We start from the raw sequence: 24,298 nt of genomic DNA, 5'->3' as shown, positions 1-24,298 counted from the left end.
ATGCTCTTAACTTTATGCGTATTCATAAAATTCAGCGCATAAAAAAAGAGAACCAAAGGTTCTCTTTTTTTCGAATAATCTAAACTTTAGATTATTGAGCAGCAGAAGCAGCAGCAGTAGCGTCAGCAGCAGCGTCAGTAGCTTCAGCAGCAGCATCAGTAGCTTCAGCAGCAGCAGCGTCAGCTTGAGCAGCAACTTCAGAAGAAGCTTCAACAGCAGCAGCGTCAGCAGCTACAACAGCTTCAGATGCAGCTTCTACAGCTTCAGATGCAGCAGCGTTTGCATCAGCAGCAGCTTCTTCAGTTTTTTTAGCACAACCAACGAAAGCTAAAGTAGTAGCAACGGCAGCAGCAATAGCAATTTTTTTGAATAACATGGCATCACTCTCATTAAAATAAATTGAGACAAAAAACCCGGTTAGTCTGTTGTGTGCTTTTATTATTCCTAACGTTAGTAAGGTTAATAACGCATGGAGCAGCCTAACTGGTATGCCGACATGCTATCACTGAGTATTTTGAATTACTACTAGGCGAAATGAAAAAATGCTTAAAAAATGAGAAATTTGACCCTATTTTTAACAGAAAATTACAATCATTTTTGCATTTTGAATTGGAGAAATACTAAGTAAATACTTAAAAAATAAAGGGAATTAAAATACAAGATGATAAAAATCACATACTTGCAAGAAAAGTTACATTCAAAAGTTAGTATTGTGTATTTATGTAAATGGTGTCAACCCAAATAAAAGGCCATCAATAAATGATGGCCTTTTGCGTATTAGTTGGCAGCTTTGCGTTTCATTTGATCGAAGAAATCATCATTGGTCTTGGTTTCCTTCATGCGATCAAGTAAGAATTCCATCGCAGCAAGTTCGTCCATAGGATGGAGAAGCTTACGTAAAATCCAAACCTTACGTAGTTTATCTTCATCCATGAGGCGTTCTTCACGACGTGTACCAGATTTCTTGATATTCATCGCAGGGAATACACGTTTCTCAGCAATACGGCGATCAAGCGTAATCTCTTGGTTACCTGTACCTTTGAATTCTTCGTAGATGACTTCATCCATTTTACTGCCAGTTTCAATTAAAGCAGTAGAAATGATCGTAAGTGAACCACCTTCTTCGATATTACGTGCAGCACCGAAGAAACGTTTTGGACGTTCTAAAGCGTGGGCATCAACACCACCAGTTAAAACTTTACCTGATGATGGAATAACTGTGTTATATGCACGTGCTAAACGTGTAATTGAGTCAAGCAAAATAACAACGTCTTTTTTGTGTTCTACCAAACGTTTTGCTTTTTCAATCACCATTTCAGCGACTTGAACGTGACGTGCAGGTGATTCGTCAAATGTTGAAGCAACAACTTCACCACGAACGGTACGTTCCATTTCTGTTACTTCTTCTGGACGCTCATCAATGAGAAGAACGATTAGGAAGCATTCAGGATTATTACGAACAATAGATTGAGCAATGTTTTGGATCAACATTGTCTTACCAGCTTTGGGTGGTGCAACAATAATTGAACGTTGACCTTTACCAATTGGAGCAACTAAATCGACAACACGCGCAGTTAAATCTTCAGTCGAACCATTTCCTAACTCCATCACTAATTGTTCAGTTGGGAATAAAGGCGTTAAGTTTTCAAAAAGAATCTTATTGCGAGAGTTTTCTGGCGTGTCGTAGTTAATTTGATTCACTTTTAAAAGTGCAAAATAACGTTCGCCTTCTTTTGGTGGACGAATCGTACCTGTAATCGTATCCCCAGTGCGCAAATTGAAGCGGCGAATTTGAGAAGGGCTGACATAAATGTCATCTGGACCCGCAAGGTAAGACCCTGCTGCAGAACGTAAAAAACCGAAACCATCAGACAGAATTTCAAGAACACCATCGCCGAAAATTTCTTCACCATTCATAGCATGGCGTTTCAAAATGGCAAAAATAATGTCTTGCTTACGGTTACGTGCCATTCCTTCAAGGCCCATGAACTCAGCAATTTTGATGAGTTCGCCTATCGGTTTTTTCTTGAGTTCAGTTAAGTTCATAAATGGTCGATTGAATTAAAAGGAAGTGTGGAACACAGATAGAATAGAAGCAAAAGACATCCGCAGTGCAAGAAAAGAGCAGCAATTGATTTGCACAATAACAAACTCAGAATCTAGTAAGTTCTTTCGAGGAGAAATGTGTAAACAATTTCTTTAGCCGAGCGGCGATCTTATGTTTTGTGTATTGTAAGAAACGAGGAGAAATTGTCCAAGTGTTTCTTGATCATGCAATATAAGTGAGATATGGCTCTTTGTCAATTTTACCGTCAAAAAAAAGCGCCAAAAATTTGACGCTTTCAAGGCAATTAAAATTGAAAGAATTAGATATTTTCTTCAATAAAAGCTGCAAGTTTAGATTTAGGAGCTGCACCAACTTGTTGAGCAACAACTTCACCATTTTTGAACATCAATAAAGCTGGGATATTACGAATATTGTAATTTACAGCAGTTTGTTCGCATGAAGTTACGTCAACTTTTACGATTTTAACCTTACCTTCGTATTCAGTTGCTAAAACTTCAAGTACAGGAGCAATAGCTTTACATGGCGCACACCAGCCTGCCCAAAAATCAACAAGAACTGGCGTGTCAGAATTTAAAACGTCAGCTTCAAAATTAGCATCAGTTGTATTAACAATATTAGCAGACATGGAATTTACTCCGAATAATTTTTTGAAAACGGTCTATCTATGTATATAAGTATTACATAGACCACTTTAACAAAGTAGGGGATAGGGTTTATTTTCGGACTAAATTCTGTAAATGTCTAATTGATGCTCACGATTTCCATGATCGGTGTAACACAATTGTCATATATGATGATTTTTTAAATAGTCGTTAAATTGACTAAATAAATGGCTTTTAAATTACAGTTATGTGAATTAATCTAGGCACAATTCTGGTTGAACTTAGCGCAACAATGTCTGATTTTTTGATTGATGAAGAACTCCTTGCAGCCATTGATATGGGCTCAAACAGCTTCCACTTGGCGATTGCTCGAGTTGATCATGGTGAGGTAAAAAAAGTCGCATCGATGTCTGAAAAGGTCCAATTGGCCGCAGGTTTAGATGAAAATAAAAATTTGACAGAAGCTGCTCAACAACGTGGTTTAGCATGCTTGGCTCGATTTGTAGGGCGCCTAAGTTCAGTCCAATCGAATCGTTTAAGAATTGTGGCCACCAATGCTTTGCGCCAAGCTAAAAATGGGCATGAATTCATTCAAAAAGCAGCTGAAATTCTGCCTAAACCTATTGAAATTATTGCTGGTCGTGAAGAAGCACGCTTAATTTATTTAGGTGTATCACATACTATGGCGAACAGCGGTCGCCGTTTGGTGATTGATATTGGTGGTGGCTCGACTGAATTAATCATTGGTGAAGAGTTTGAGCCGATTCATACTGAATCCGTGCAAATGGGATGCGTTGCATTTACGAAGGCCTATTTTGCAGACGGAGATATTAATCCAAAAGCTTTCGATCGTGCGGTGACTGCCGCACGCAAAGAAATCTCGGGTATCGCGACTACTTACCGTGCGGCAGGATGGGATACTGTTGTTGGTTCAAGTGGAACCATTAAAGCCTGTCGTCAAATTGCGGTAAATATGGGTTGGAGCGATGATCAGGAAAACTTGACGCGAGAAGGCTTGGAAAAACTTAAAGATAAGTTACTCAAATACAAGCATATTTCAGACATGGAATTTGAGGGTCTTAAGGAAGATCGTCGTGCAGTCCTACCTGCGGGTATTGCGATTTTATACGCTGTATTTGAAGTTCTTCAAGTTGATAAGCTGGTCTATTCAGATGGCGCCTTACGAGAAGGTGTAATGTATGATTTACTCGGGCGCTTCCAGCATGAAGATATTCGAGATCGTAGCGTACAAGCCTTGATGGGGCGTTATGGTGCTGATCAAAAACAAGCAGAACGTGTTGTTGAAACGGCTCAACAATTATTTGATAGCGTGGCAGGAACGCTTGGTCTAAATAATGACGATAGTGATTTGCTACGTCGAGCAGCTTATCTTCATGAAATAGGTTTAGCCATTAGTCATAGTGGTTATCATCGTCATGGCGCATATTTGCTTCAGCATTCTGACATTGCTGGTTTTTCACAAATTGATCAAAATCATTTGTCACATTTGGTCGCTCATCATCGCCGTAAATTGCGTGCTGAAGCAAAAAATGATGTGACGAAAGTCGGTGGAATTAAACTTGTCTATCTATGTTTGCTCCTTCGTCTCGCAATTTTGCTGAATCACAGCCGAAGCGATGAGATGCTTCCTGCCATTGAATTAAAGATATTAGATGAGCAACAATGGCAACTGAAAGTTTCTGGTGATGCAAAACAATGGCCTTTGTTGGTTGCAGAGCTGCATGATGAGCAGGTGCAATTTAAACATTGGGATATCGTTTTGAATATTCAGTCGGAACAATTTATTGGCTAACAGAAGCTGATAAGCGAATTTTATTAGTTAACTACGTCATAGTTAATTTAGGGATATTCATCGACTTATGAAAAATAAAGCTGCTCAATCTAAAGCATGGAAAACGGTTCAAATTGCGCGTCATCCAGATCGCCCACAATTTTTAGATTATGTGAGCGAAATTTTTACAGAATTTGATGCACTTCATGGTGACCGTTTATATGGTGATGATGGTGCAATGGTTGGCGGTTTAGCACGTTTTAATGGTCAGGCTGTGATGGTGGTTGGTCAACATCGTGGTCGTAGTACACGTGAAAAGTTACAGCATAATTTTGGGATGAGTAATCCAGAAGGCTATCGCAAGTCTCAGCGTTTACTTGATATGGCTGAACGATTTAATCTTCCAGTTTTCACATTTATTGACACCATGGGTGCATACCCTGGTGTAGGTGCTGAAGAGCGTGGACAAGCAGAAGCAATTGCTACGAGTCTAGCTCAACTCTCAAGTTTAAAAGTACCTGTCATCGCGACTGTTCTAGGCGAGGGTGGTTCTGGCGGCGCATTAGGCATTGGCGTTGCAGATCGTGTGATTATGCTTTCTCACAGTATTTACTCTGTGATTTCACCTGAAGGTTGTGCCTCAATTCTTTGGAAAACTGCTGAAAAAGCTGAGCAAGCGAGTGAAGCACTTGCACTCACTGCAGATAAACTGAAAGAACTTGGTATTGTTGAGTATGTTGTAGATGAAGGTGAGGGTGCTCATCTTCAGCCAGACGTAGTCATGGATAAATTAAAACATGTGTTACAAGCTGCACTTGATGAGCTTGTTCCAATGGATGCAAATGCAAGATGCGAAGCACGTTACCAACGTTTAATGAAGTTTGGCAGCGACAATTCAGGTCTAGCTTCTTAAAACAAATTGCCAAATTTGGTGATGAACACACGTTCTTAGTGGGATGCAGTGGCGGCATGGATTCCATGCTGTTGCTGTATGTCATGTCTCAATTAATTCCCCAAAAAATCCGTGCGATTAATATTAACCACCAGTTGCAATCTGCAAATCAGGAATGGGCTGAATTCGTCCATCAATTTTGTATGGCAGCGCACATCCCTGTGGTTCTCGAGACAGTTCAAGTTGCTGAAGGGAATTTGGAACAGCAAGCTCGAGCAGCACGTTATCAGGCTTTTAAACATCATTTATCCGACACAGATATTTTAGTACTGGCACATCATCAGCAGGATCAAGCTGAGACCGTATTATTACGTTTGTTCTCTGGTGCTGGAATACAGGGGTTGTCCGCGATGAAATTATTAGATTCGCGTGAAGACCTCATTATTTGGCGACCATTATTGAATCTCAGTCGTGAGCAGATTTGCCAATGGGTAGAACAACTCAAATTGCCCTACGTGGATGACCCGACCAATTTTGATACGCACTATGATCGAGCTTGGTGCCGTCATGAGCTTTGGAATATTTTGCAAAGCCGATTCCCTAAAATGCAACAGGCGATTGTGAGAACCAGTGTGTTGATGCAAGATGCGGATGAAATTTTGCAAGAGATTTTACAACAGGATTTGGCGTTCTGTGGCGATGATGATCATCTAGATTTACGACAACTCAATCAATTAAGTTTAGCAAGAAGAAGACAACTTTTATCCAATTGGATGAAAGGTAAGGATCAATACCGTCCTGCATTTAAGATGGTAGAGCGATTGACTGAAGAAGTTATTTTGGCGAAACCTGATGCACAAGCAGCATTGCATTGGAATGGACAATATTATGTTCGTTTCCAAAATATCTTATATCGAGTTCCTAAGGATGAATACTTAGCAGAATCAAACACAACTGATTCGGAAATAAAATTTGAAATCCAGCAAGTTGTTAATTTAGCTTCGGGTCAATTTAAGATCTGCCAACATCATGAAGAGTGTGGTCTGCGTACAGAACTTTTAAATCAGTCTCTGACATTGCATTATCGTCAAGGTGGGGAAAAAGTCCATTTGCATGGACGTGTGGGGAAATGGCCATTAAAAAAAGCAATTCAAGAGGCACAAATTTTTCCATGGAAGCGTCATACTATTCAAATTTTAAGCTTAGATAATGTTATGCTTGGTGTTTTCACGCCAAAAGGGTTTTGGCTGGCTGAATCAGAATATTGTGAAGTCGGTGGTTGGCAGCCAAAGTTAGTTTCATCGCTATAAAATCAAGGTTGAGAGTCGTTCATGAGTGTTGCGTTAAACTGTAATATTTGTTTCATTGGTGGTGGTAATATGGCTCAAGCCCTAATTGGAGGGTTGATTAGTCGTGGTTTACCAACAACGCGTATTACAGTTTCCGATCCTGTAGAACGTGTGAGAGAGTTATTAAAAGAAAAAGAAATTCAAGTTACAGACAATAATGAAGACGCGATCCAAAATGCTGATGTTGTTGTTCTGGCGGTGAAACCACAAGTACTGGCACAAGTTCTTAAACCGTTAAAAGATAAATTTGAGAATAAGTTAATTGTTTCGATTGTAGCAGGAGCTGAAATTGCAACGATTGCTGCATTAACGGGGACGGAGTTTATCGTTCGTGTCATGCCTAATACACCTGCATTGGTTCAAACAGGTGCCCATGGTTTATATGCTCATGACGTTGTTGACCAAGCAAAGCGTGAATTGGCAAGTCAGATTTTAGCTGCAACAGGCTTAACACTTTGGGTAAACTCAGAAGAGCAAATTGATGCAGTAACTGCGGTATCGGGGTCAGGTCCAGCGTACTTTTTCTATATGATGGAAAGTATGATTCGTGCTGGGAAAAATTTAGGCTTGGATGAGAAAACTGCAACAGCATTAACGCTACAAACAGCTCTCGGTGCTGCACAAATGGCGATCACCAGTTCTAATACGCCATCTGAACTGCGTAGAAATGTGACATCACCAAATGGTACAACTCAAGCGGCCTTGGAAGTTTTTGATCGAGCGCAAATTTCACAGAATATTCAAGCTGCTCTTGCGGCTGCAAAAAAACGCAGTCAGGAGCTCGCTCAGGAATTAAGTGATAGTTCTAAATAATTAAATTTTAGGAAAATTGAAGTATGGGTGCGAACTCTGCGCTATTTTTTGACATTATCATTAATGTTGCGATTTTATTGGTATTTTTCCGTTTTTTAATGCAATTGGCGGCAGTCAGTCCATATAACCCTGTTGTGCTATCGACAGTGAAAGCAACTAAAATTGTAGATGTGTTTGGGCGAATCTTGCCAACTGTGGCACAGGGGCGTGTAAATCTAGCAGCTTTAGTGCTGATCGTGTTGTTGTATTTTCTTAAGGTATTTGGCTATAAATATTTAAATGCTTTACCAACAGGCGATGCATTGTACTTTATTGGTTCAACAGTACTTTCAATGTTGCAGGCATTAATTTCAATTCTTAAATATTTGCTGTTTGCTTACATTATATGTAGTTGGATTTTGATGTTTTCACAAACACGTTCACCATATATTGAAGTGATTCAAGAATTAGCTGAACCGATGTTGGCACCATTCCGTAAAGTAATGCCAAATTTAGGGATGATTGATCTTTCTCCTATCCTTGCATTTTTTACACTTTATATTGCTGAAATCATGTTGAAATCAATTGGTTAAATCTAAATTGCGGATTTAAACAATCTCATAAAAAAGGACTCATTTGAGTCCTTTTTTATAATTTAAGAATCTTAGAAATTAGTGCGCTTCGCCCCAGTTTTTCCCTTTGCCGATTTCAACAACAAGTGGCACAGAGAGTTGAACAACACCTTGCATTGCATCTGCGATTTTAATAGAGATCTCGTCAGCAATCGCTTCATCTACCTCAAACACTAATTCATCGTGAACTTGCAATAATAATTTGGCCTGAGCTTTAGGTAAAATTTTATCTACTTCGATCATTGCCATTTTGATAATCTCCGCAGCAGAACCTTGAAGAGGCGCATTAATTGCAGCACGCTCAGCTGCCTTTCGAATCATCATATTGCGCGCATCGATATCTGGCGTATATAAGCGACGCCCCGTAATGGTTTCGACAAAGCCTTGTTCTAATGCGACTTGTCGTGTGCGTTGCATATATTCATAAATGCCAGGATAGCGATGGAAATATTGTTTAATGTAATTTTGAGATTCTTCGCGTGTGAATCCCAATTGACGCGTTAAACCAAACTCAGACATGCCATAAAGTAAACCAAAGTTGACAGCCTTGGCTTGGCGACGTTGATCATTGGTTACATCATCCAAAGCAATATTTAATACTTCTGCTGCAGTACGGCGATGAACATCTTGGCCGTGATTAAACGCGTCAACTAAAGCCTCATCTTGTGAAAAATGTGCCATAAGACGTAGTTCAATTTGTGAGTAATCGGCAGCAAGTAAAACCCGACCTTCAGGTGCAACAAAAGCTTTTCGGATTTGACGACCGATCTCTTCACGAATTGGAATATTCTGAAGATTAGGATCAGTTGAAGATAATCGTCCAGTTGCGGTTAAAGCTTGATGGTAGCTGGTATGAACACGATGACTTTCGTTATTGGCTTGTTTGATTAAACCGTCAGTATAGGTACTTTTTAATTTAGACAAGCCACGATATTCTAAAATAAGTGCAGCGATCGGGTGATCAATTTTCTCAAGAATGCTTTCGCTGGTACTGTATTGACCTGTTGAAGTTTTCTTACCACCTTTTAAACCTAACTTATCAAAAAGAATATCACCCACCTGCTTAGGTGAGCTGACATTGAAAGGTTGACCCGCGATTTCGATAATCTGATTTTCTAACTCTAGAATTGTATTAGAAAATTCTTGACCCAATTGATCGAGGAAACTCAAATCGAGCTGAATTCCATTTTCTTCCATCGTCGTCAGAACTGCAGCTGTCGGCATTTCGATTTGATGAAGAATATTGAGAAGCTCTGGGATTTCTTTAAGCTTACGCTCCAATACCTCATACAAACGATAGGTTACATGGGCATCTTCAGCGGCATAATGCGCTGCTGTTTCGATTTCAATTTGATTAAAGGTTTTTTGTTTAGCACCTTTGCCCGCCACTTGTTCGTAAGTGGTGGTTAAGTGGCTAAGATAAACGCGCGCAACGTCATCCATACCATGGCGCGTCGCCACAGCATTGAGCACGTACGAGGCAAGCATGGTGTCAAAGTACCAGCCTTGTAAATGAATTCCATGATTTTCGAGAATATGAGCATCATATTTTAAATGATGACCAATCTTCTCAATCTCAGCGTTTTCTAAAATTGGTTTGATTTGCGCAAGAATAGCGTCGCGATCCAATTGCTCTGGAGCACCTTCATAGTCGTGAGCAAGCGGAACGTAATATGCATCTTGGGCATCAAATGCCACAGAGAAGCCTACCATCTCTGCAACACGATAATCTAAACTTGTGGTTTCAGTATCGAAAGCAAAGCGTTTCTCAGTAGTCAATCTTTGAAAGAGTTTTTCCCAATCCGCTGGTGTTAAAACGGTATGGTAAGTTGCCTCGCCAAGCTGATCATCTACACTAGTTTGAACCGCTTGGTCTTCGATTTTCGATGTTGCAGTACTCGGTTTTGCGACAACTTGACTTGATTGTTTATACGCAGCACTATTTGGATTGTTGGGATGATCTAAAGACTGAAGTTGATTTCTAAACTCAAGTTCGGTGTAAAGCTGACGTAACTCTGCAACATTTGGATCTCGGAGTTTAAGATCATCGTAGGTCAGATTCATGTCTAAGTCACAAACAATACTTGCTAGCTGATGATCTAGCGCAATACCATCTACATTGTCTTTAATATTTTGGCCTACTTTGCCTTTAATTTTATCGACATTTTCAAGAATGCCACCAATTGAACCATATTCATTCAGCAGTTTAGCCGCAGTCTTTGCTCCGATACCAGGAACGCCCATGATGCCGTCAGAGGCATCTCCCATGAGGGTTAAATAATCAATAATTTGGTTCGGCCAAACACCAAACTTTTCAAAAACGCCATTCACATCCATGGGCTTGTCTTTAAAACTGTCTTCAAGTGTCACTTTGTCCGTGACCAATTGAGCCATGTCTTTATCGCCTGTGGAAATCAAGACTTGATAGCCTTCTTTTTCTGCACGTTTTGCCAGCGTACCGATGATATCATCGGCTTCCGCGCCTGGAATGGCATGGAGTGGGATACCTAAAGCGCGTATTAAATTATGTAAATATGGAATTTGTTGAGCGAGTTCGTCAGGCATGCTCGGTCGATCCCCTTTATAGATTGGGGAAAGTTGATGACGGAAAGTTGGTTCAGGTGTGTCAAAAATGACAGCCATGTGTGTAGGTTGAACACGACGCATTAACTTTTGGATAGCAGAAATAGCTCCGCGAATTGCGTTGGTTTGTAAACCTGTTGACGTCGTTAGCGGTGGTAGTGCGTGATAAGCACGAAATAAAAAATATGACCCATCGACCAAGACAAATGGTGGCATTGAAACGTTCCTAATCCAATTAACTTTTTCATTGTACGTGATTTTCAGCAGTTGCGCTGATACAAGATTTGCAATCAAGTGTACAGAATATGCGATGAAAAACGCAAAATGCCAATTCTTGCTGAGGTATCATCAATCTAGCTAAAAAAGGAATGATGTGTATGCTGAAGCAACATAGTGAACTAAAAATGATTTGGTTGATGCTACTCATCATAGTAGCGATCAGTGCTTGGGTTCTAGCGTTGCCGATCATTACGTTTTTATGTGTTGCTGCATTCCTCATAAGTGTTATGCAATATGCCCATCATATTGAAAAACCGCTTACCAACATTGAGCAACAGACTCATTATTCGAAGCAGAATACATCACGATTGCCCTTATATATTTCATCATTTTTTGCACTAATTGGTAGTTTGTTCGATTGGACATGGTTGGTTGGATTAGGTTTAACATTCTGGATTTATTTTTTTCTAAACTGGTTGCGACAACTTGAGGGTCGATTAATTCAAATCGGTGCTTTGCAGGAAAAGCTAATAAAACTAGATCGAGACGATCAGACGAGTACCCCAAGTATTTTACAAGGTTTAGAGGGAATCCAGATAAATCAGCAGAATGATTTGGGTTTTGGGGCGCAAATCAGACGATGGATCTTTCATGGGAATCCTGTCCTGAAAGTTGCGATTACTGTCCTGGTGATTGGGGTCGTCTTATTATTGAGATATATGGTTGAACATTGGACCTTAAGTCTTTCAATCAAACTTTTGGCTGTTGCTGTCATCGCGATCATATGTGTTGCCTTTGGTTATCATATACAGAAAAAAAACCGCGGCTTTGGTCTTGCTTTACAAGGACTGGGTTTTGCGGGATTGTTATTAAGTATTCTATTTGCTTATCACTATGATCTGTTAAATCTCATTAATACGATTACGCTTTACAGCTTGAGCATGCTGTCGTTGGTCATACTGATTTTAAAACAGCGGTCAGTGGAGCTTTCCCTGATGGGAGTTTTGGTTGCTTATATTGCACCGTTCACATTACCTCATGCAGATTTTTCCTCAGCTCAATTACTGTCTTATTATCTAGCGGTCAATTGTGTTGTAGGTGTAATTTGTACATTACATCCATGGAAAATACTCACTCAAATAGCGTTGCTGCTCATTGTTGTTATCGGTGGTGGTTATGCCTTTTTGAATGGCGGTGTTGCAGAGAGATTCGTTTTATCCTGTCTAGTTATTGCACATGCGAGTGTATTTATTTGGTTGGGTTTCAGATTTAACCAGCTCGCTACACATCAAAATCAAGCTCATTTAGGTCAGCGTATTATTGACTCCGCATTGATTTATGTCAGTCCCTTGGTCGCATACGCATTTTTACATCTCATGTATTTAGATCAAAAATCGGTTCAAATTGCCTTGTGTTTGGGTTTTGCATTGACTCACTTTGCGATTTTTAAAGTTGTGCAGCACGCGAAATTTGATACGGCGATTAAACAAAATTATTTAATGTTAGGTTTTATTTTTCTAAGTTTTATCCCGCCGATCTTGATCCCACAAGTATGGAGTGTGATCGGGTGGATTTTTGAAGGACTTCTTATTTTAATGTGGGGCTTGCATCGTGAGTTTAGGGTAGGGCGAACATTAGGTTATGCGTTGTTAGCAGTTGGATTTTTTTCGTATTTATACTATTTGATCGAGTTAGCATCAATTCCAAATATCATCCCATGGTTACTAGGTCTAAGTTATATCCTTGCGATTGTGGTCTCCAATGTTGTGATGCGTTATCAAAAACAGCTGACACTGTCAGATAAAATTTTCCTGTCTATTTTTTCTTTTTTTGCGAGTCTTTTACTGCTTTATCAAGGTGTGGAAAGTTTTAGTGAACCGATGAGATTAATCTACACACTTGCATTCACAACTGCGATTTATTTTGCTGCCAATTTTGTGTTGCAACCGCGCCAAGTAGTCTCATGGTCATGGTTATTACCAAAATGGTTGGGGCTGATTCCTATTGTAGTGTTCGCAGCTATTATGCTGATCGATCAATACACTCAAGGAGTCATCGTCTGGCAGTCATTTGGTGAGCAAGGCTTGTTTATCTTGGCTTGCTTGGGCCTGAGCTATCTGTGGTTAAAACCAATTTCAAATGCTCAGTACGAAAATGAATGGATCGCCTTTGGTGGACTCGCTTCTTTAGCTTGTGCCAGTGTGGGTGTAGTTTCAATGTCACCTATGATGGGAGCTGTTCTTTTACCGTTGATACTTTATGGCTATAGTGTTTCTAAAACAACAGACTTGAATAAGCTTTGGTTAACAAAGACCAGCCTCATTTTATTGTTGTGCTGGATTGTCAGCTCACAAATTTGGGTGGTAGAACCCTTTTGGAAATATTTTATCCCAATCTTAAACCCTATTGATTTCGTCAGTCTGACTGGTTTGTGGGTGCTTATTCAGGTGCTTCGCAGTCAAATCAGAATGGGGCTAGAGCGAACACTTGGCGCATTCTTGATCTTACTCGCTGTGCTATGGGTAAGTAGTTATGTACTTCTTAGAGCCTTACATTTTTATTTTGCTACACCTTATAACCAGTGGATCATTTGGCAAGATTCTGCCGTGCAATTGGCGTTGACATTATTGTGGGTGGTCATGGCATTCATTGTGATGAAATATGCCGCTATCATCCATAATCGAGTGGTATGGATGTTTGGTGCAAGTATTTTGGCGATCGTGACTTTTAAGTTGGTGTTGTTAGATTTATCCCATATCGGCACTCTAAGTCGAGTTTTATCATTTTTAGGCGCGGGAGGATTAATGTTGATTATTGCGTACATCGCTCCAGCGCCAGAGCAAAAACGAGTAGAAGAGACTAATGCTTGATCCTGAGATCAAGCATTAACCTTAATTCATTATAATTTAGGCTCTCTTTTGATTTCCTTATCATTGGCGTATTGGTCTATTTCCTCATCTGTCAACGAGGGTTGTGGAGGGCGATCAACAAAGCCCATTTTAGGTACAGGAATTTCAATATGGTGATCAACAAAACCATTTCGAATGCGTTCTTGCATTTCATCACGCACTTTCAAAAAGTTTTCCTGTTGGCACCAAATGGCGAATAACAATTCGATTGAAGATTCACGGAATGCGGTTACCGTCACAGCAGGTTTAGGATCTGCTAACACCAAAGGATAGCTGTTTGCCACCTTTAATAAAACTTCTCGTACTTTAATGATGTCTTCATGAAAGTTGATTGCAAGTGTAATAGGAATGCGCCGTATCGGGAATTTAGAAAGGTTGTGTACGGGAGCACGAATTAATTGCTCATTAGGTAAACGGACATAGACATTATCTTGAGTCAGTAATTTGACAGACAGTAAATCAATCGAGATCACTTCACCTTCGATGGTATGTCCACGAATTAACGTAATTTGAATGGTGTCACCAATTTCAAAAGAACCTTCACCAATCAAGAATAAACCGCTGATCAAGTTCGTCGCAGAGGTTTGAGATGCAAAACCCAGCGCTACGGTCAAAATACCAGCGGCACCTAGAAATACACTTAATTTAAAACCTGCTTCTTTTAAACTCGCCATCACAAAGATGAGGAAAATAAAATAAAAAATACCGCGCCGCCATACCAAACGCTGATGAGCATTAAATTTGGCGCCGATCGTTCTCACAAAAGTATTGGAAACGACTCGAGCAAAAAGGAATCCAATAAAGCAAAGCACAATCGCAATAATAATTTCAGTTAGGCGATCCGTATTGATATTGGTAAATATACTTTTGAGGCTATCAGCAATGGTGCCGGTAAGACTATCTGCCATATGCCCCCCTTAGAAGAATGAATCAAACATGTTAAATAAAGTACTACCTGGGGCACGTGCTGGATTGACATAAATTACATCACCAGCCAATGGTGGGGTGCGATTTTCAATACGAATACGTGCTGGTCGATCCATCCCTTCGTGAATGACTTTAATTTGTGACGTCCATAATCGCTCTGTACTTTCACTATAAAACAAAGGCAGGGCAGGAACAGGTACATTCATTCGATCGAAACGGAGTTGATGTCCACTGACATTGTGAAAGTCAATTGGAGTGACTGCACGAAATGCACGTGGACGAAGTTGTTTGAGTTCTGTTCGACCATCAACTGAAGTGGCGTAACACATTTCACCACTGCGTTGATCCGGACCGAACCATGTATCTTTAGGCATAATGACCGGTATATCGAATAATGGGGTCTTTTGACTTTCGACATAACCTGAAAGCCACAGAGGAGTACTAATATAAAGCGTGCCACGTTGACCAGCAGGAATGTAAATTGGGTCTACAGGACGGATCACCACAGATCGATCTGCAAGACGTGGTATCAATTGAATTTTAGGGTGAGTTTCCCTGAACATGTAACGTTCAACATGTACTGGACGAGGAAATGAAAAATGGGGGTCATCCATTTCCTGCCACTTTTGTTCGTAGTCGTATTGAATTTGAGGACGGTAGTACTCCATGCGCCATTCTTGTAAGCCACGAGTGAGTCGAAAGAGCAATGAACCAAATTGCCAAGCACGCACTTGATTGAGTTCAAAATGCTGCTCACCCCACCATCTTAAAGTCGAAGGGTTTTGCTCAAGTTTCTGATCTAGTGACAATAGGGAATATCCTTAAATAAATTCATTAAAAAACTGTCTTCACGCTGTCAAATGCTTAGAGTACACTCGAGGTAATTTTAATCATGATTATCATCCCTTATGCAAGTACTTAAACAAATACAAATACCGTATAGTTTTGCAAAAAAGCATGGCGTTTTGTTGCGTTATGAAGGGGATCAAGTTTTTATTGTCCGTCGCCAAGATACTGCTTTGGTTGCTTTGCAAGAAGCACGCCGTTACGTGGGGCGTACAGCCCAATATCAATTGGCGACTGAACAAGATTTTAGTCAGTTACTCAGTTCAAGTTATGCTGGTGAAACAGGCGAGTCTCAGCAAGTGGCTGCTGGTTTAGAAGATCATCCTGACTTGTTAAGTTTAGCTGATCAAGTACCTGAAGCAGAAGATCTAATGGATCAGGAAGATGATGCTCCGATTGTTAGATTGATTAACGCATTATTGTCCGAAGCCATTCGAGTGAGTGCATCAGATATACATATTGAAGCTTTTGAAAAAAAGTTATCGGTTCGTTTACGTGTTGATGGGCAACTTCGAGAAATCGTGCAACCACGTCGTGAACTTGCCCCATTGTTAGTTTCACGTATTAAAGTAATGGCAAAACTTGATATTGCTGAAAAGCGAATTCCTCAGGATGGTCGTATCTCTTTACGACTGGCAGGTCGTGAGGTGGATGTCCGTGTTTCGACTTTACCCTCTTCACATGGTGAGCGCGTAGTAATGCGTCTTTTAGACAAGCAAGCAGGTCGTTTAAATATGACTCATTTGGGTCTGATGAAAGATGATTACGAGCGATTAACCCAATTAGTGCATCGTCCTCACGGTATCATTCTCGTGACCGGACCGACAGGTTCTGGTAAAACGACGACACTTTATGCTGCACTCTCGGATTTAAATGACGGATCTAAGAATATTTTGACCGCGGAAGATCCAATTGAATATCAACTTGAAGGTATTGGACAAACTCAGGTTAACACTAAAGTGGATATGACATTTGCGCGTGCATTGAAAGCGATGCTTCGTCAAGATCCAGATGTGGTAATGGTGGGGGAGATCCGAGATTTAGAAACTGCAGAAATTGCTGTGCAAGCATCCTTGACGGGTCACTTGGTATTGTCGACGTTGCATACCAATACTGCGATTGGTGCAGTGACGCGTTTAAAAGACATGGGAATTGAGCCATTCCTTCTATCGAGTTCTTTAATTGGTGTGATTGCGCAACGATTGGTTCGTACTTTGTGTTCGCATTGTCATAGTTGGCGTGCCGCGGATGATTTTGAAAAAGAAATTTTTAAGAATGTCCATGATGGTACTGCACTCAATCTGCCTCAACCAGAGGGATGTGAACATTGTGCGCATACAGGTTTTAGTGGTCGTACCGCCATTTATGAAATCGTCCCTGTTGATGATGGAATGCGCCGTCTGATTCATGGGAATGCTGCAGAGTTTGAAGTTGAAAACTATGCTCGTCAGCAGTCAGGTTCGATACGTGATGATGGGTTACGAAAGGTGCTTGAAGGTAAGAGTACATTAGAGGAAGTACTTCGAGTAACAAATGAAGCGGCGGAGTGATTCAGAGATTATTTAATAATTCTCGATAAAACGAAGAAGCGCTGATTTGAAATTAAGCTCGAAAGCTGAGGATTCAACAAAAGAGCCCAATTATAATAGTTGGGCATTTCGCATTCGCATAAGGTAATGAATTACATTAATAAATAAAAATAATTTTGAATAAGGTTTATAAGGTCAATTATAGGAATATTTATGAATTATCTTATGTCAAAACGCCATTACTGTAAGACATCTCACTAAAATTATTTTACAAAATTAAAGATTATGTAATATTTAGATTTTGCAATGTGATAATTTAATTTTGCATTTGGTTTCATACATAATGTGAAAAATCTGTGAAGTATTACCAAATAGATCTAACAATACAAAACAATAGCTATAAAACATATATTTACTAAAAAATAATAAAAACATATGGTTAATTAACATGCGACAGACATTGAACTTGAAGATCTACATTTCTATGTATTCTACATGCTTAACTATAGAGAATGATCCTTTCCAAGTCTAAAGATACCTCGACGTGTTTCTCAGCAAAGCTGAGTTGTTTTACATATTGAACCGTGTAATCAGAAGTTCTTCAAAATCAAATATCAGTAATTAAGGAAAATTATACATGGAACTCAAAACACTCATCTGCACCCTCACCGTACTCGGTGGTATCGGATTAGTTGGATGTAATGATTCAAATTCATCTGAGCCTATTCCTCCAACAAATGCTACTGGTAATCTCTTGCTACTGACCAGTGACGGTATGATTAGCTCACTCAATCATGACCAACCTAGTTCGCTGATTTCAAATATTAAAATTTCAGGTTTAGTTTCTGGGGATCAACTGGTTGGAATGGACCATCGTCCAAGTGATGGAAAGTTATATGCAGTAGGTTTGTTGGGTAATATTTACACGTTAAATCCAAGTTCTGGAGTAGCAAAATTCGTTATTAAAATGACAGCTGATCCAGCAGATACGACAGATGGTAATGCAGCTTTTAGTAAAATTACTTCCAATCCTGATGCGCTTAGCGTGAATTTCAACCCTGCTGCGGATCGTCTAAGAATTATTGGTCAAGATGGTCAAAACCTAAGAGTTAATGTTGATACAGGTCTCACCATCACCGATGGAGAAATTAGTCGGGTTGGTGATGCTACAACCGAAGTAAGTGCCGCAGCTTATACCAATGCTTTTGCTGGAACGGCAAGTACAAAATTATACAGTATCGAATCTTCGACAGATCGCATTTATCTGCAAAATGCAAATGCCGGAACATTAGGTATCTCTGCACCCTTAGGTCAGGATGTATCGAATAACGGTGGTTTTGATATAGACCCAATAAATAATATTGGTTTTGCTGCATTAAAAGTCTCGGGTGCATATAAACTATTTCAAGTTAATCTTGCTCAAGTCGGAACGACCAATAACGCTATTTTTGAGACAAGCGACTTGCCTAACGAATATCGTCAAACCTCCATTCGTGGGATTGCGCTTAATCGAGCAGAAGAAACCACTTCAAAAGGAATTGGGTTGACCAATAATAATTCTTTAATTAGATTTGAAATCAATAGTCCAAATGATACGGCCGAACAAAAAATTACAGGCGTATTGGTCAATGAAAAATTCGTAGGTATTGATTTTAGATTACGTACTGCTACTGATAAAACCGATACACTATATGGTTTAACTAATCAAGCAAACTTGTATACCATTAACCCAAATTCTGGTGCTGCAACACTTGTGACTGCACTTAAAGCAGGCACGGGTAGTAACTTTAGTACTCTAGACGGCACACAGTTTGCTGTTGACTTCAATCCAACGGCTGACCGTTTAAGAGTCATCAGTAATTCAGGGCAAAATCTGCGAATCAATGTCGATACGGGTGAAACCATTCAAGATGGCAAAATTAATGGGATCACAAATGCAGTGATTAGCGCTGCGGCATATACCAACAGTTTTAAAACACCTATTTCAGCTCTTAGCACCGAATTATTTAATCTAGATCAGGCCAATCAGTTACTGACGAAGCAAGTTCCACCCAATGATGGAACATTGGTGAGATTAGGTAGTCTTGGCGTGAACTTAAGCTTGAATGATGGTTTCGATATTGCTGGTGGTGATAATGGATTAGCTCTAGCGGCAATAAGCAACAATAATGGTGCTTCTATCCTATACCGTATAGATCTAAATAGCGATACAGCACTTACAACTCCTCGTGCACGTCCAGCTATTTCCGTTAATGGGACGCCTAGTGTTATGAAGTCAATGATCGGCTCAATTACAACGCCCGCCTTAATTGACTTAGCAATACTTTTTAAATAGTTTACTTGCTAGATTAAAAGAGTAATAGTCAAAAAGACATATGTACTTTTGAATTGATATAGTTGAAGACGGAAATTTTGGAGATACTGAACTAGTTAGTGGAGGTATCTCCAAATCACTATTTTTCTTTAAATTAAGCTGCAGGACTGATTACTGCAAGCTGAGGCAAAGAGTCATTATTCCTTTAGATACACATAAATCTACTTGATCCCACCTAATATAAAATTTCTTTTTCTAAGTTGAAATTAACTTATAACCACAAAAAAGCTGAGATGCATATGCATATCAGCGTGATTTTTAGGATTGAAACAACTGGATCAAACAATCACATTCAAGGTCACATCAATATTGCCACGTGTTGCATTTGAATATGGGCAAACGATATGAGCAGCATCTACCAGCTTTTGAGCTTCCTCTTTATCCAAGCCTTCCAGATGAATATTTAAAGTGGCTGCTATTCCAAAACCAGTTGGAATAGGACCAATACTCACTTCGCCTTCAATATAAGCTTCTGGTGTGATTTTCAATTTATCGCGGTTGGCAACAAATTTCATCGCACCTAAGAAACATGCAGAATAACCAGCAGCAAATAATTGCTCTGGATTTGTTCCACCACCGGGACCACCCATTTCTTTTGGTACAGCGAGCTGAACATCTAAAATTTGATCTGATGATGTAGCACGACCATCACGCCCACCAGTAGCTTTTGCATGTGCGGTATAAACAACTTTTTCTAATGACATGATTCCTTCCAGATAGAGTATAGGTGAATATCTATACTCTCTGATTTAAAAGGAATGATAATCGGTAATTTTGTAAAGCTTGGTATTCAATTTTTATGTGTGAGCAGGTCAAAGCTGAATAAGTTTACGATGCTGAATTAATGGCATCGATTCTCTAATTTTTTTCTGTTCATCGATGTCAAAAGGAACTGTAATCATTTGAGCACCTTCTTCAGAGGTGATATCTAAAAATTGACCACGAGAATTCGCAGCACCAGAGTGACCCCAGGTTTGTCTTTTTTCACCGTGCCACCCTTGTTGAGCTGAGCCTAAAACTTGGCATTGACTGTCCATGGCACGAGCTTGTAAAAGTAATTGCCAGTGCATTTGACCTGTCGTGTAAGTAAAAGCAGAAGGTGCTGTTAAAATATTTGCGCCTTGTACGCGCAGCTTTAAAGCAAGTTCAGGAAAACGAAGGTCATAGCAGACCATTAAACCAATATTGCCAAATGGAGTTTTAGCAATGACGGTTTGATCACCTGGTTCAAAAAACTTAGATTCTTGATATCCACCTACCGCATCACCGACTTGAACATCGAATAAATGAATCTTGTCATAACGTGCTTCTGTCTTTTCAGGGCTAATACAAAGACTAGTTGTTCTGACACGACCATCTGGCACAATGGTGCCGTCTGGGCGAAAAGGACAGGGGAGTGTCCCAGCAACAATCCACATTTGATATTGATGAGCAAGTTGTTCTAAACGAGATTGTATTTCTTCAAATCGTTCAGCAGTCTCACGCTGTTTGCCTGCCGCAAAACAAACGAAATTCTCCGGGAAAACGATCAAGGAGGCCCCTTGATTCTTACTTTTTGCTAACAATGATTCAATGACTTGAAAGTTATTTTCAATATCATTTTGGGAGTTCATTTGGGTGACAGAAAGTAAGGTTGTCATGAGGTTCTCCTTAAGCGCTCAGTATGCTTAAGAGAATATCAGATGCTGTGATCGATGGTATCTTGTTGTTGTTCTAATTGTTTAACCAAAGGCTCGAACATATTTTGGTTATCAGCATTTAATTTCATTAATGTACGATGAGCATCTAATACAGTTGAAAGCATTGCATTATGTGTGATGTGTTCGTCCAATAAAGCGCGCGTGCACACATTCGGATCTCCGCAATAGTTTAAAATTACGAAAACCTGACCAAGACCCATACTGTTCGCAAGTGTAGTGATATCTGGGTTAGTAGATAACATAACAGCTTGAACTTGATGCACTTGTTTGAGCTTTAATCCTAGTTTTGCGAGGATTCCAAGCACAGTACTGTCTATGAATGTAGTTTGGGTTAAATCAACAATTGCGCCTACGACGTTTTGTTGTTGTTCAATCCGAGATAATAATTTATCAAGGCTTATACAAGATTGAGCGCGCACTTCTCCAATGAGTTTGAAAATGTGCGTACCATCCAAGCTTGCATATTCAACATGACCTGTTGACATATAAATGCCATTTGCAGAAAGGATGCTAAAATTATCACATAGCGCAAGTCGATACTCAAGTAGTCTTCAGTCGTAGATCGATTTATAAACAGCTACACTATTGATTATTAACTTAATTTAGACGTTGGAAGCTGAGTATTGCAATATCATCTGCAACATGTTCAGGAACTTCGAATGATTGATTTTGCAAGTGATAGACCAATTGTGTAAATTGTTCATTCAATCCACCATCAAAAGGTTCAAGTGCACCATCTGAGCAAATAATAAAACGAGCTCCACGATTCAACGTACATTCAAACTCTTCAATTTCGAGATCTTCAGTAAGACCTAAGGGAAAGCTGCTGGTGTTGAGGATGCGAGCATCCTGATTAGGTTCAAAGATAATTGCTGGAGGGTAATGCCCTGCGCTTGACCACTTAAGCTGGTGGGTCTCTAGATTCAATGTGCCTGCAATCATTGTAATATGCTTTTCGATGTTCTCTTGTAAAAGCATGCCATTAAGTTTTTTGAGGAGTTCTCGTGGGGTTTTCGATCTACCGTGAAATGCAGCCATCCAAGAGGTAAGAAGTGAGCTTGTTACACCATGTCCAGAAACATCCGCGAGATAAAATAAGATTTCACGATCACTGAGTTTCCAATAATCATACCAATCACCAGATAAGTAAGCTGACGGTTGAAATAAAGTCTCGACTTTATAATTAAGTAGGTCGATTGGGTTGGGTAATAGTTTTTTTTGTAATTCAGCTGCAGAGGGCAGGTCGCGGCTGTCCTGATTGCGTTTGTATTTTGCTTCAATTTTAGCAATCGATTTTGCGAGATCTTTTGGAAGACGGTCCCAAATCCAGCCAGCGAGTGCGCCAAGTTCCCATGCTTGCGAGAGTTGAAGTCCCTCATCTGCATGACCTATCACGATCGTAGGGAGAGTCCATTTATATTGCAGAAAATCATTAACATCACTAATGGCAATGATGGTTGAATCGTAAAGATGAAGATCATCTATATGAATCATTTGTAAACTCGGCAGAGCCTCTAGAACGCTATCTAGAAGATGGATGTCACGAGTGGGTTGAATGAAATACATAGATGAAAGAATCAATCCTAAATGCTTTATTTATAAAACTATCTTAGACGAACTTATATCGAACGCCAAGTTAAAGTCTAAAAACAAAAGATTTAGACTTTAACTTACATATGGCTTTTATTCAGATTCGATAGATTCATCCATGAAGGACTCATCATCTGAAAAATCATCTTCAATAAATAGTCCAGAACCCGTTTCTAAACCGCGTTTTTCAGCAATAACATAGTTTTTTCGTTGTAAGTAGGCATCACGCATTGCTGCATACTTGTCACCTTGCAAGACTTGTTCAATCTCTAAAAGTTGAGCACGTGTATCTAATGCGCTAAGTGCCCAGTCACTATAATAGATGCGATCATGACCATCGAGTAAATATTTTTGAGGGCGTGCCTGACTATCTACTACGCGACCAACAGTATCACGGAAGGTGCTTGGTCCCATAAAAGGAAGAACGAGGTAAGGACCAGAAGGGACACCGTAATAGCCTAGAGTAGTTCCAAAATCCTCATCTTCCATTGGCAGAGATAAGCGACGTGCAGGATCAGCGAAACCAAGCGTTGTAATTGTATTTAATGTAAAACGACCAAACGTTTGTGCGGCACGTTTAAAGCGACCTTGAGCAACCTGATTTACAGCATTCCATGGCTCACCCAAATTGTCTCGGAAGCCACGTAATGAATCTCTAACTTGTTCTGGAACTTTATCAGCGTACTGCACGGCTATAGGGCGCAAGACATTTTGATCGACAACATCATTAAATGCGTAGATTTGTCTGTTTAAAGGTTGAAGTGGATCTTTTTCATTTTCAGGTAATGCTGCTGTTGCATTGACTTTGAAATTATCAATTTTTAAATTTTTTAAATCTTTGATAGATCCATTGGTGTTAACTGAATTTTCTAAAGCTGGTTGTGAAGCCTTAGCAATATCGTTGTTTAAAGGCTGGTTATTATCATTTGAGGTAGACAACTTATCAGATGTTGATAATGCAGTATCGTCAGCAATTTTATTGCCTGCAATCTCAGGTTGTTTGGCGTAAGCGGGTGCTGCTAAACCAATACTTAACATACTGACCCAAATAAGTTGAGAGTACTGCATAAAAACATCCTAGAATAAAAGCTGAATATTAGTCTTATTAAATAAATAGTAAGTACGAACAGAATAACGCCATTATAGCGAGAGTTGAAAGCAGTTTACTAAAGTATATTTGCACAAAAAATGTGAATTAACCGTGAAAAAAGAGTGATTTTGTAGAAAATATAATCACTTGTTAAGAAAATATAATTAAATTTTAAAAAAGAGGTTGCATTGGGGGAGGAATGCTGTAGAATGCACATCCATCGGCGGTGATGTTGATTAAAACTTGTTGAAAAACAAAGATTTAGCTGAATAGGTTAGATCTAAGTTTTGAGAATGAGTTGGAAAATAAATTAACATTGCTAGTTGACTTTCTGAAAAGAAAGGGTAATATAGCCGACCTAGCTTGATGCTGACGAAGCATTAAGAAGATCATTAAGAGATTAT

The 24,298-nt window shown here is 39.6% G+C and carries 19 protein-coding genes; 8 read left to right on the top strand and 11 right to left on the bottom strand.

What is annotated here, in order from left to right:
• Positions 1-91: 91 nt before the first annotated feature.
• The 3 genes from FTV32_RS09355 to trxA all read right to left on the bottom strand — a co-directional run bounded on the left by FTV32_RS09355 (position 92) and on the right by trxA (position 2,693).
• Positions 92-376 carry a hypothetical protein gene (locus FTV32_RS09355; RefSeq protein WP_035268570.1) on the bottom strand — a complete coding sequence of 95 codons (285 nt, stop codon included), beginning with the start codon at positions 374-376 and terminating at the stop codon, positions 92-94.
• Between the two features lie 401 nt (positions 377-777).
• Positions 778-2,046: a transcription termination factor Rho gene (rho, locus tag FTV32_RS09350; RefSeq protein WP_035268567.1), complete on the bottom strand. Its 1,269-nt coding sequence runs from the start codon at positions 2,044-2,046 to the stop codon at positions 778-780.
• A 320-nt stretch (positions 2,047-2,366) separates the two neighbouring features.
• A complete protein-coding gene (trxA, locus tag FTV32_RS09345; RefSeq protein WP_035268564.1) occupies positions 2,367-2,693 on the bottom strand; it encodes a thioredoxin in 327 nt (108 codons plus the stop codon).
• Positions 2,694-2,962: 269 nt separating this feature from the next.
• Here trxA and ppx point away from each other — a divergent pair, with 269 nt between their 5' ends.
• The 5 genes from ppx (at position 2,963) to FTV32_RS09320 (ending at position 8,088) form a co-directional block, all read left to right on the top strand.
• The gene (ppx, locus tag FTV32_RS09340) at positions 2,963-4,483 is read left to right on the top strand and encodes an exopolyphosphatase (RefSeq protein WP_035268561.1); all 1,521 of its coding nucleotides are present in this window, start codon (positions 2,963-2,965) and stop codon (positions 4,481-4,483) included.
• A gap of 67 nt (positions 4,484-4,550) precedes the next feature.
• Positions 4,551-5,375, top strand: coding sequence for an acetyl-CoA carboxylase carboxyltransferase subunit alpha (locus FTV32_RS09335; RefSeq protein WP_035268558.1), 825 nt, complete (start codon positions 4,551-4,553; stop codon positions 5,373-5,375).
• Positions 5,312-6,664, top strand: a complete 1,353-nt coding sequence (gene tilS / locus FTV32_RS09330; protein WP_180028505.1) for a tRNA lysidine(34) synthetase TilS — start codon at positions 5,312-5,314, stop codon at positions 6,662-6,664. Before FTV32_RS09335 ends, tilS begins: the two co-directional genes overlap by 64 nt.
• A gap of 21 nt (positions 6,665-6,685) precedes the next feature.
• A complete protein-coding gene (gene proC, locus FTV32_RS09325) occupies positions 6,686-7,516 on the top strand; it encodes a pyrroline-5-carboxylate reductase (RefSeq protein ID WP_035268555.1) in 831 nt (276 codons plus the stop codon).
• 23 nt (positions 7,517-7,539) lie between these two features.
• Positions 7,540-8,088 carry a YggT family protein gene (locus tag FTV32_RS09320; RefSeq protein ID WP_092768361.1) on the top strand — a complete coding sequence of 183 codons (549 nt, stop codon included), beginning with the start codon at positions 7,540-7,542 and terminating at the stop codon, positions 8,086-8,088.
• Between the two features lie 78 nt (positions 8,089-8,166).
• On the opposite strand, the gene polA is transcribed toward FTV32_RS09320, so the two are convergent.
• Positions 8,167-10,926: a DNA polymerase I gene (polA, locus tag FTV32_RS09315; protein WP_180028504.1), complete on the bottom strand. Its 2,760-nt coding sequence runs from the start codon at positions 10,924-10,926 to the stop codon at positions 8,167-8,169.
• A gap of 161 nt (positions 10,927-11,087) precedes the next feature.
• On the opposite strand from polA, the gene FTV32_RS09310 reads away from it, so the two are divergent.
• Positions 11,088-13,799 carry a DUF2339 domain-containing protein gene (locus tag FTV32_RS09310; RefSeq protein WP_180028503.1) on the top strand — a complete coding sequence of 904 codons (2,712 nt, stop codon included), beginning with the start codon at positions 11,088-11,090 and terminating at the stop codon, positions 13,797-13,799.
• A gap of 29 nt (positions 13,800-13,828) precedes the next feature.
• Here FTV32_RS09310 and FTV32_RS09305 read toward each other — a convergent pair whose 3' ends face one another.
• Both FTV32_RS09305 and FTV32_RS09300 read right to left on the bottom strand, forming a co-directional pair.
• On the bottom strand, positions 13,829-14,746 hold the full coding sequence (locus FTV32_RS09305; RefSeq protein ID WP_180028502.1) for a mechanosensitive ion channel family protein: 918 nt from the start codon (positions 14,744-14,746) through the stop codon (positions 13,829-13,831).
• A gap of 9 nt (positions 14,747-14,755) precedes the next feature.
• Positions 14,756-15,574: a hypothetical protein gene (locus tag FTV32_RS09300; RefSeq protein WP_092768367.1), complete on the bottom strand. Its 819-nt coding sequence runs from the start codon at positions 15,572-15,574 to the stop codon at positions 14,756-14,758.
• Positions 15,575-15,673: 99 nt separating this feature from the next.
• Between FTV32_RS09300 and gspE the strand changes: the two genes are divergently transcribed.
• Together gspE and FTV32_RS09290 are read left to right on the top strand one after the other, a co-directional pair.
• Entirely contained in the window at positions 15,674-17,161 is a 1,488-nt protein-coding gene (gspE, locus tag FTV32_RS09295; protein ID WP_035268540.1) for a type II secretion system ATPase GspE, read from the top strand.
• 616 nt (positions 17,162-17,777) lie between these two features.
• The gene (locus FTV32_RS09290) at positions 17,778-19,475 is read left to right on the top strand and encodes a DUF4394 domain-containing protein (RefSeq protein ID WP_180028501.1); all 1,698 of its coding nucleotides are present in this window, start codon (positions 17,778-17,780) and stop codon (positions 19,473-19,475) included.
• Positions 19,476-19,792: 317 nt separating this feature from the next.
• Here the strand turns inward: FTV32_RS09290 and FTV32_RS09285 are convergent, their stop codons facing one another.
• The 5 genes from FTV32_RS09285 to FTV32_RS09265 form a co-directional block, all read right to left on the bottom strand.
• Entirely contained in the window at positions 19,793-20,218 is a 426-nt protein-coding gene (locus FTV32_RS09285) for an organic hydroperoxide resistance protein (protein WP_035268535.1), read from the bottom strand.
• 108 nt (positions 20,219-20,326) lie between these two features.
• On the bottom strand, positions 20,327-21,154 hold the full coding sequence (locus FTV32_RS09280; RefSeq protein WP_180028500.1) for a carbon-nitrogen hydrolase family protein: 828 nt from the start codon (positions 21,152-21,154) through the stop codon (positions 20,327-20,329).
• 38 nt (positions 21,155-21,192) lie between these two features.
• Positions 21,193-21,699, bottom strand: a complete 507-nt coding sequence (gigB, locus tag FTV32_RS09275) for an anti-anti-sigma factor GigB (RefSeq protein ID WP_035268529.1) — start codon at positions 21,697-21,699, stop codon at positions 21,193-21,195.
• Positions 21,700-21,811: 112 nt separating this feature from the next.
• On the bottom strand, positions 21,812-22,780 hold the full coding sequence (gene gigA / locus FTV32_RS09270; RefSeq protein WP_035268527.1) for an RsbU family protein phosphatase GigA: 969 nt from the start codon (positions 22,778-22,780) through the stop codon (positions 21,812-21,814).
• Between the two features lie 117 nt (positions 22,781-22,897).
• Positions 22,898-23,872, bottom strand: coding sequence for a VacJ family lipoprotein (locus FTV32_RS09265; protein WP_180028499.1), 975 nt, complete (start codon positions 23,870-23,872; stop codon positions 22,898-22,900).
• Positions 23,873-24,298 lie beyond the last annotated feature (426 nt).

The sequence above is a fragment of the Acinetobacter sp. YH16032 genome (assembly GCF_013417345.1).
Taxonomy (GTDB): Bacteria; Pseudomonadota; Gammaproteobacteria; order Pseudomonadales; family Moraxellaceae; genus Acinetobacter.
This window is presented reverse-complemented; position numbering and strand designations above follow the sequence as displayed.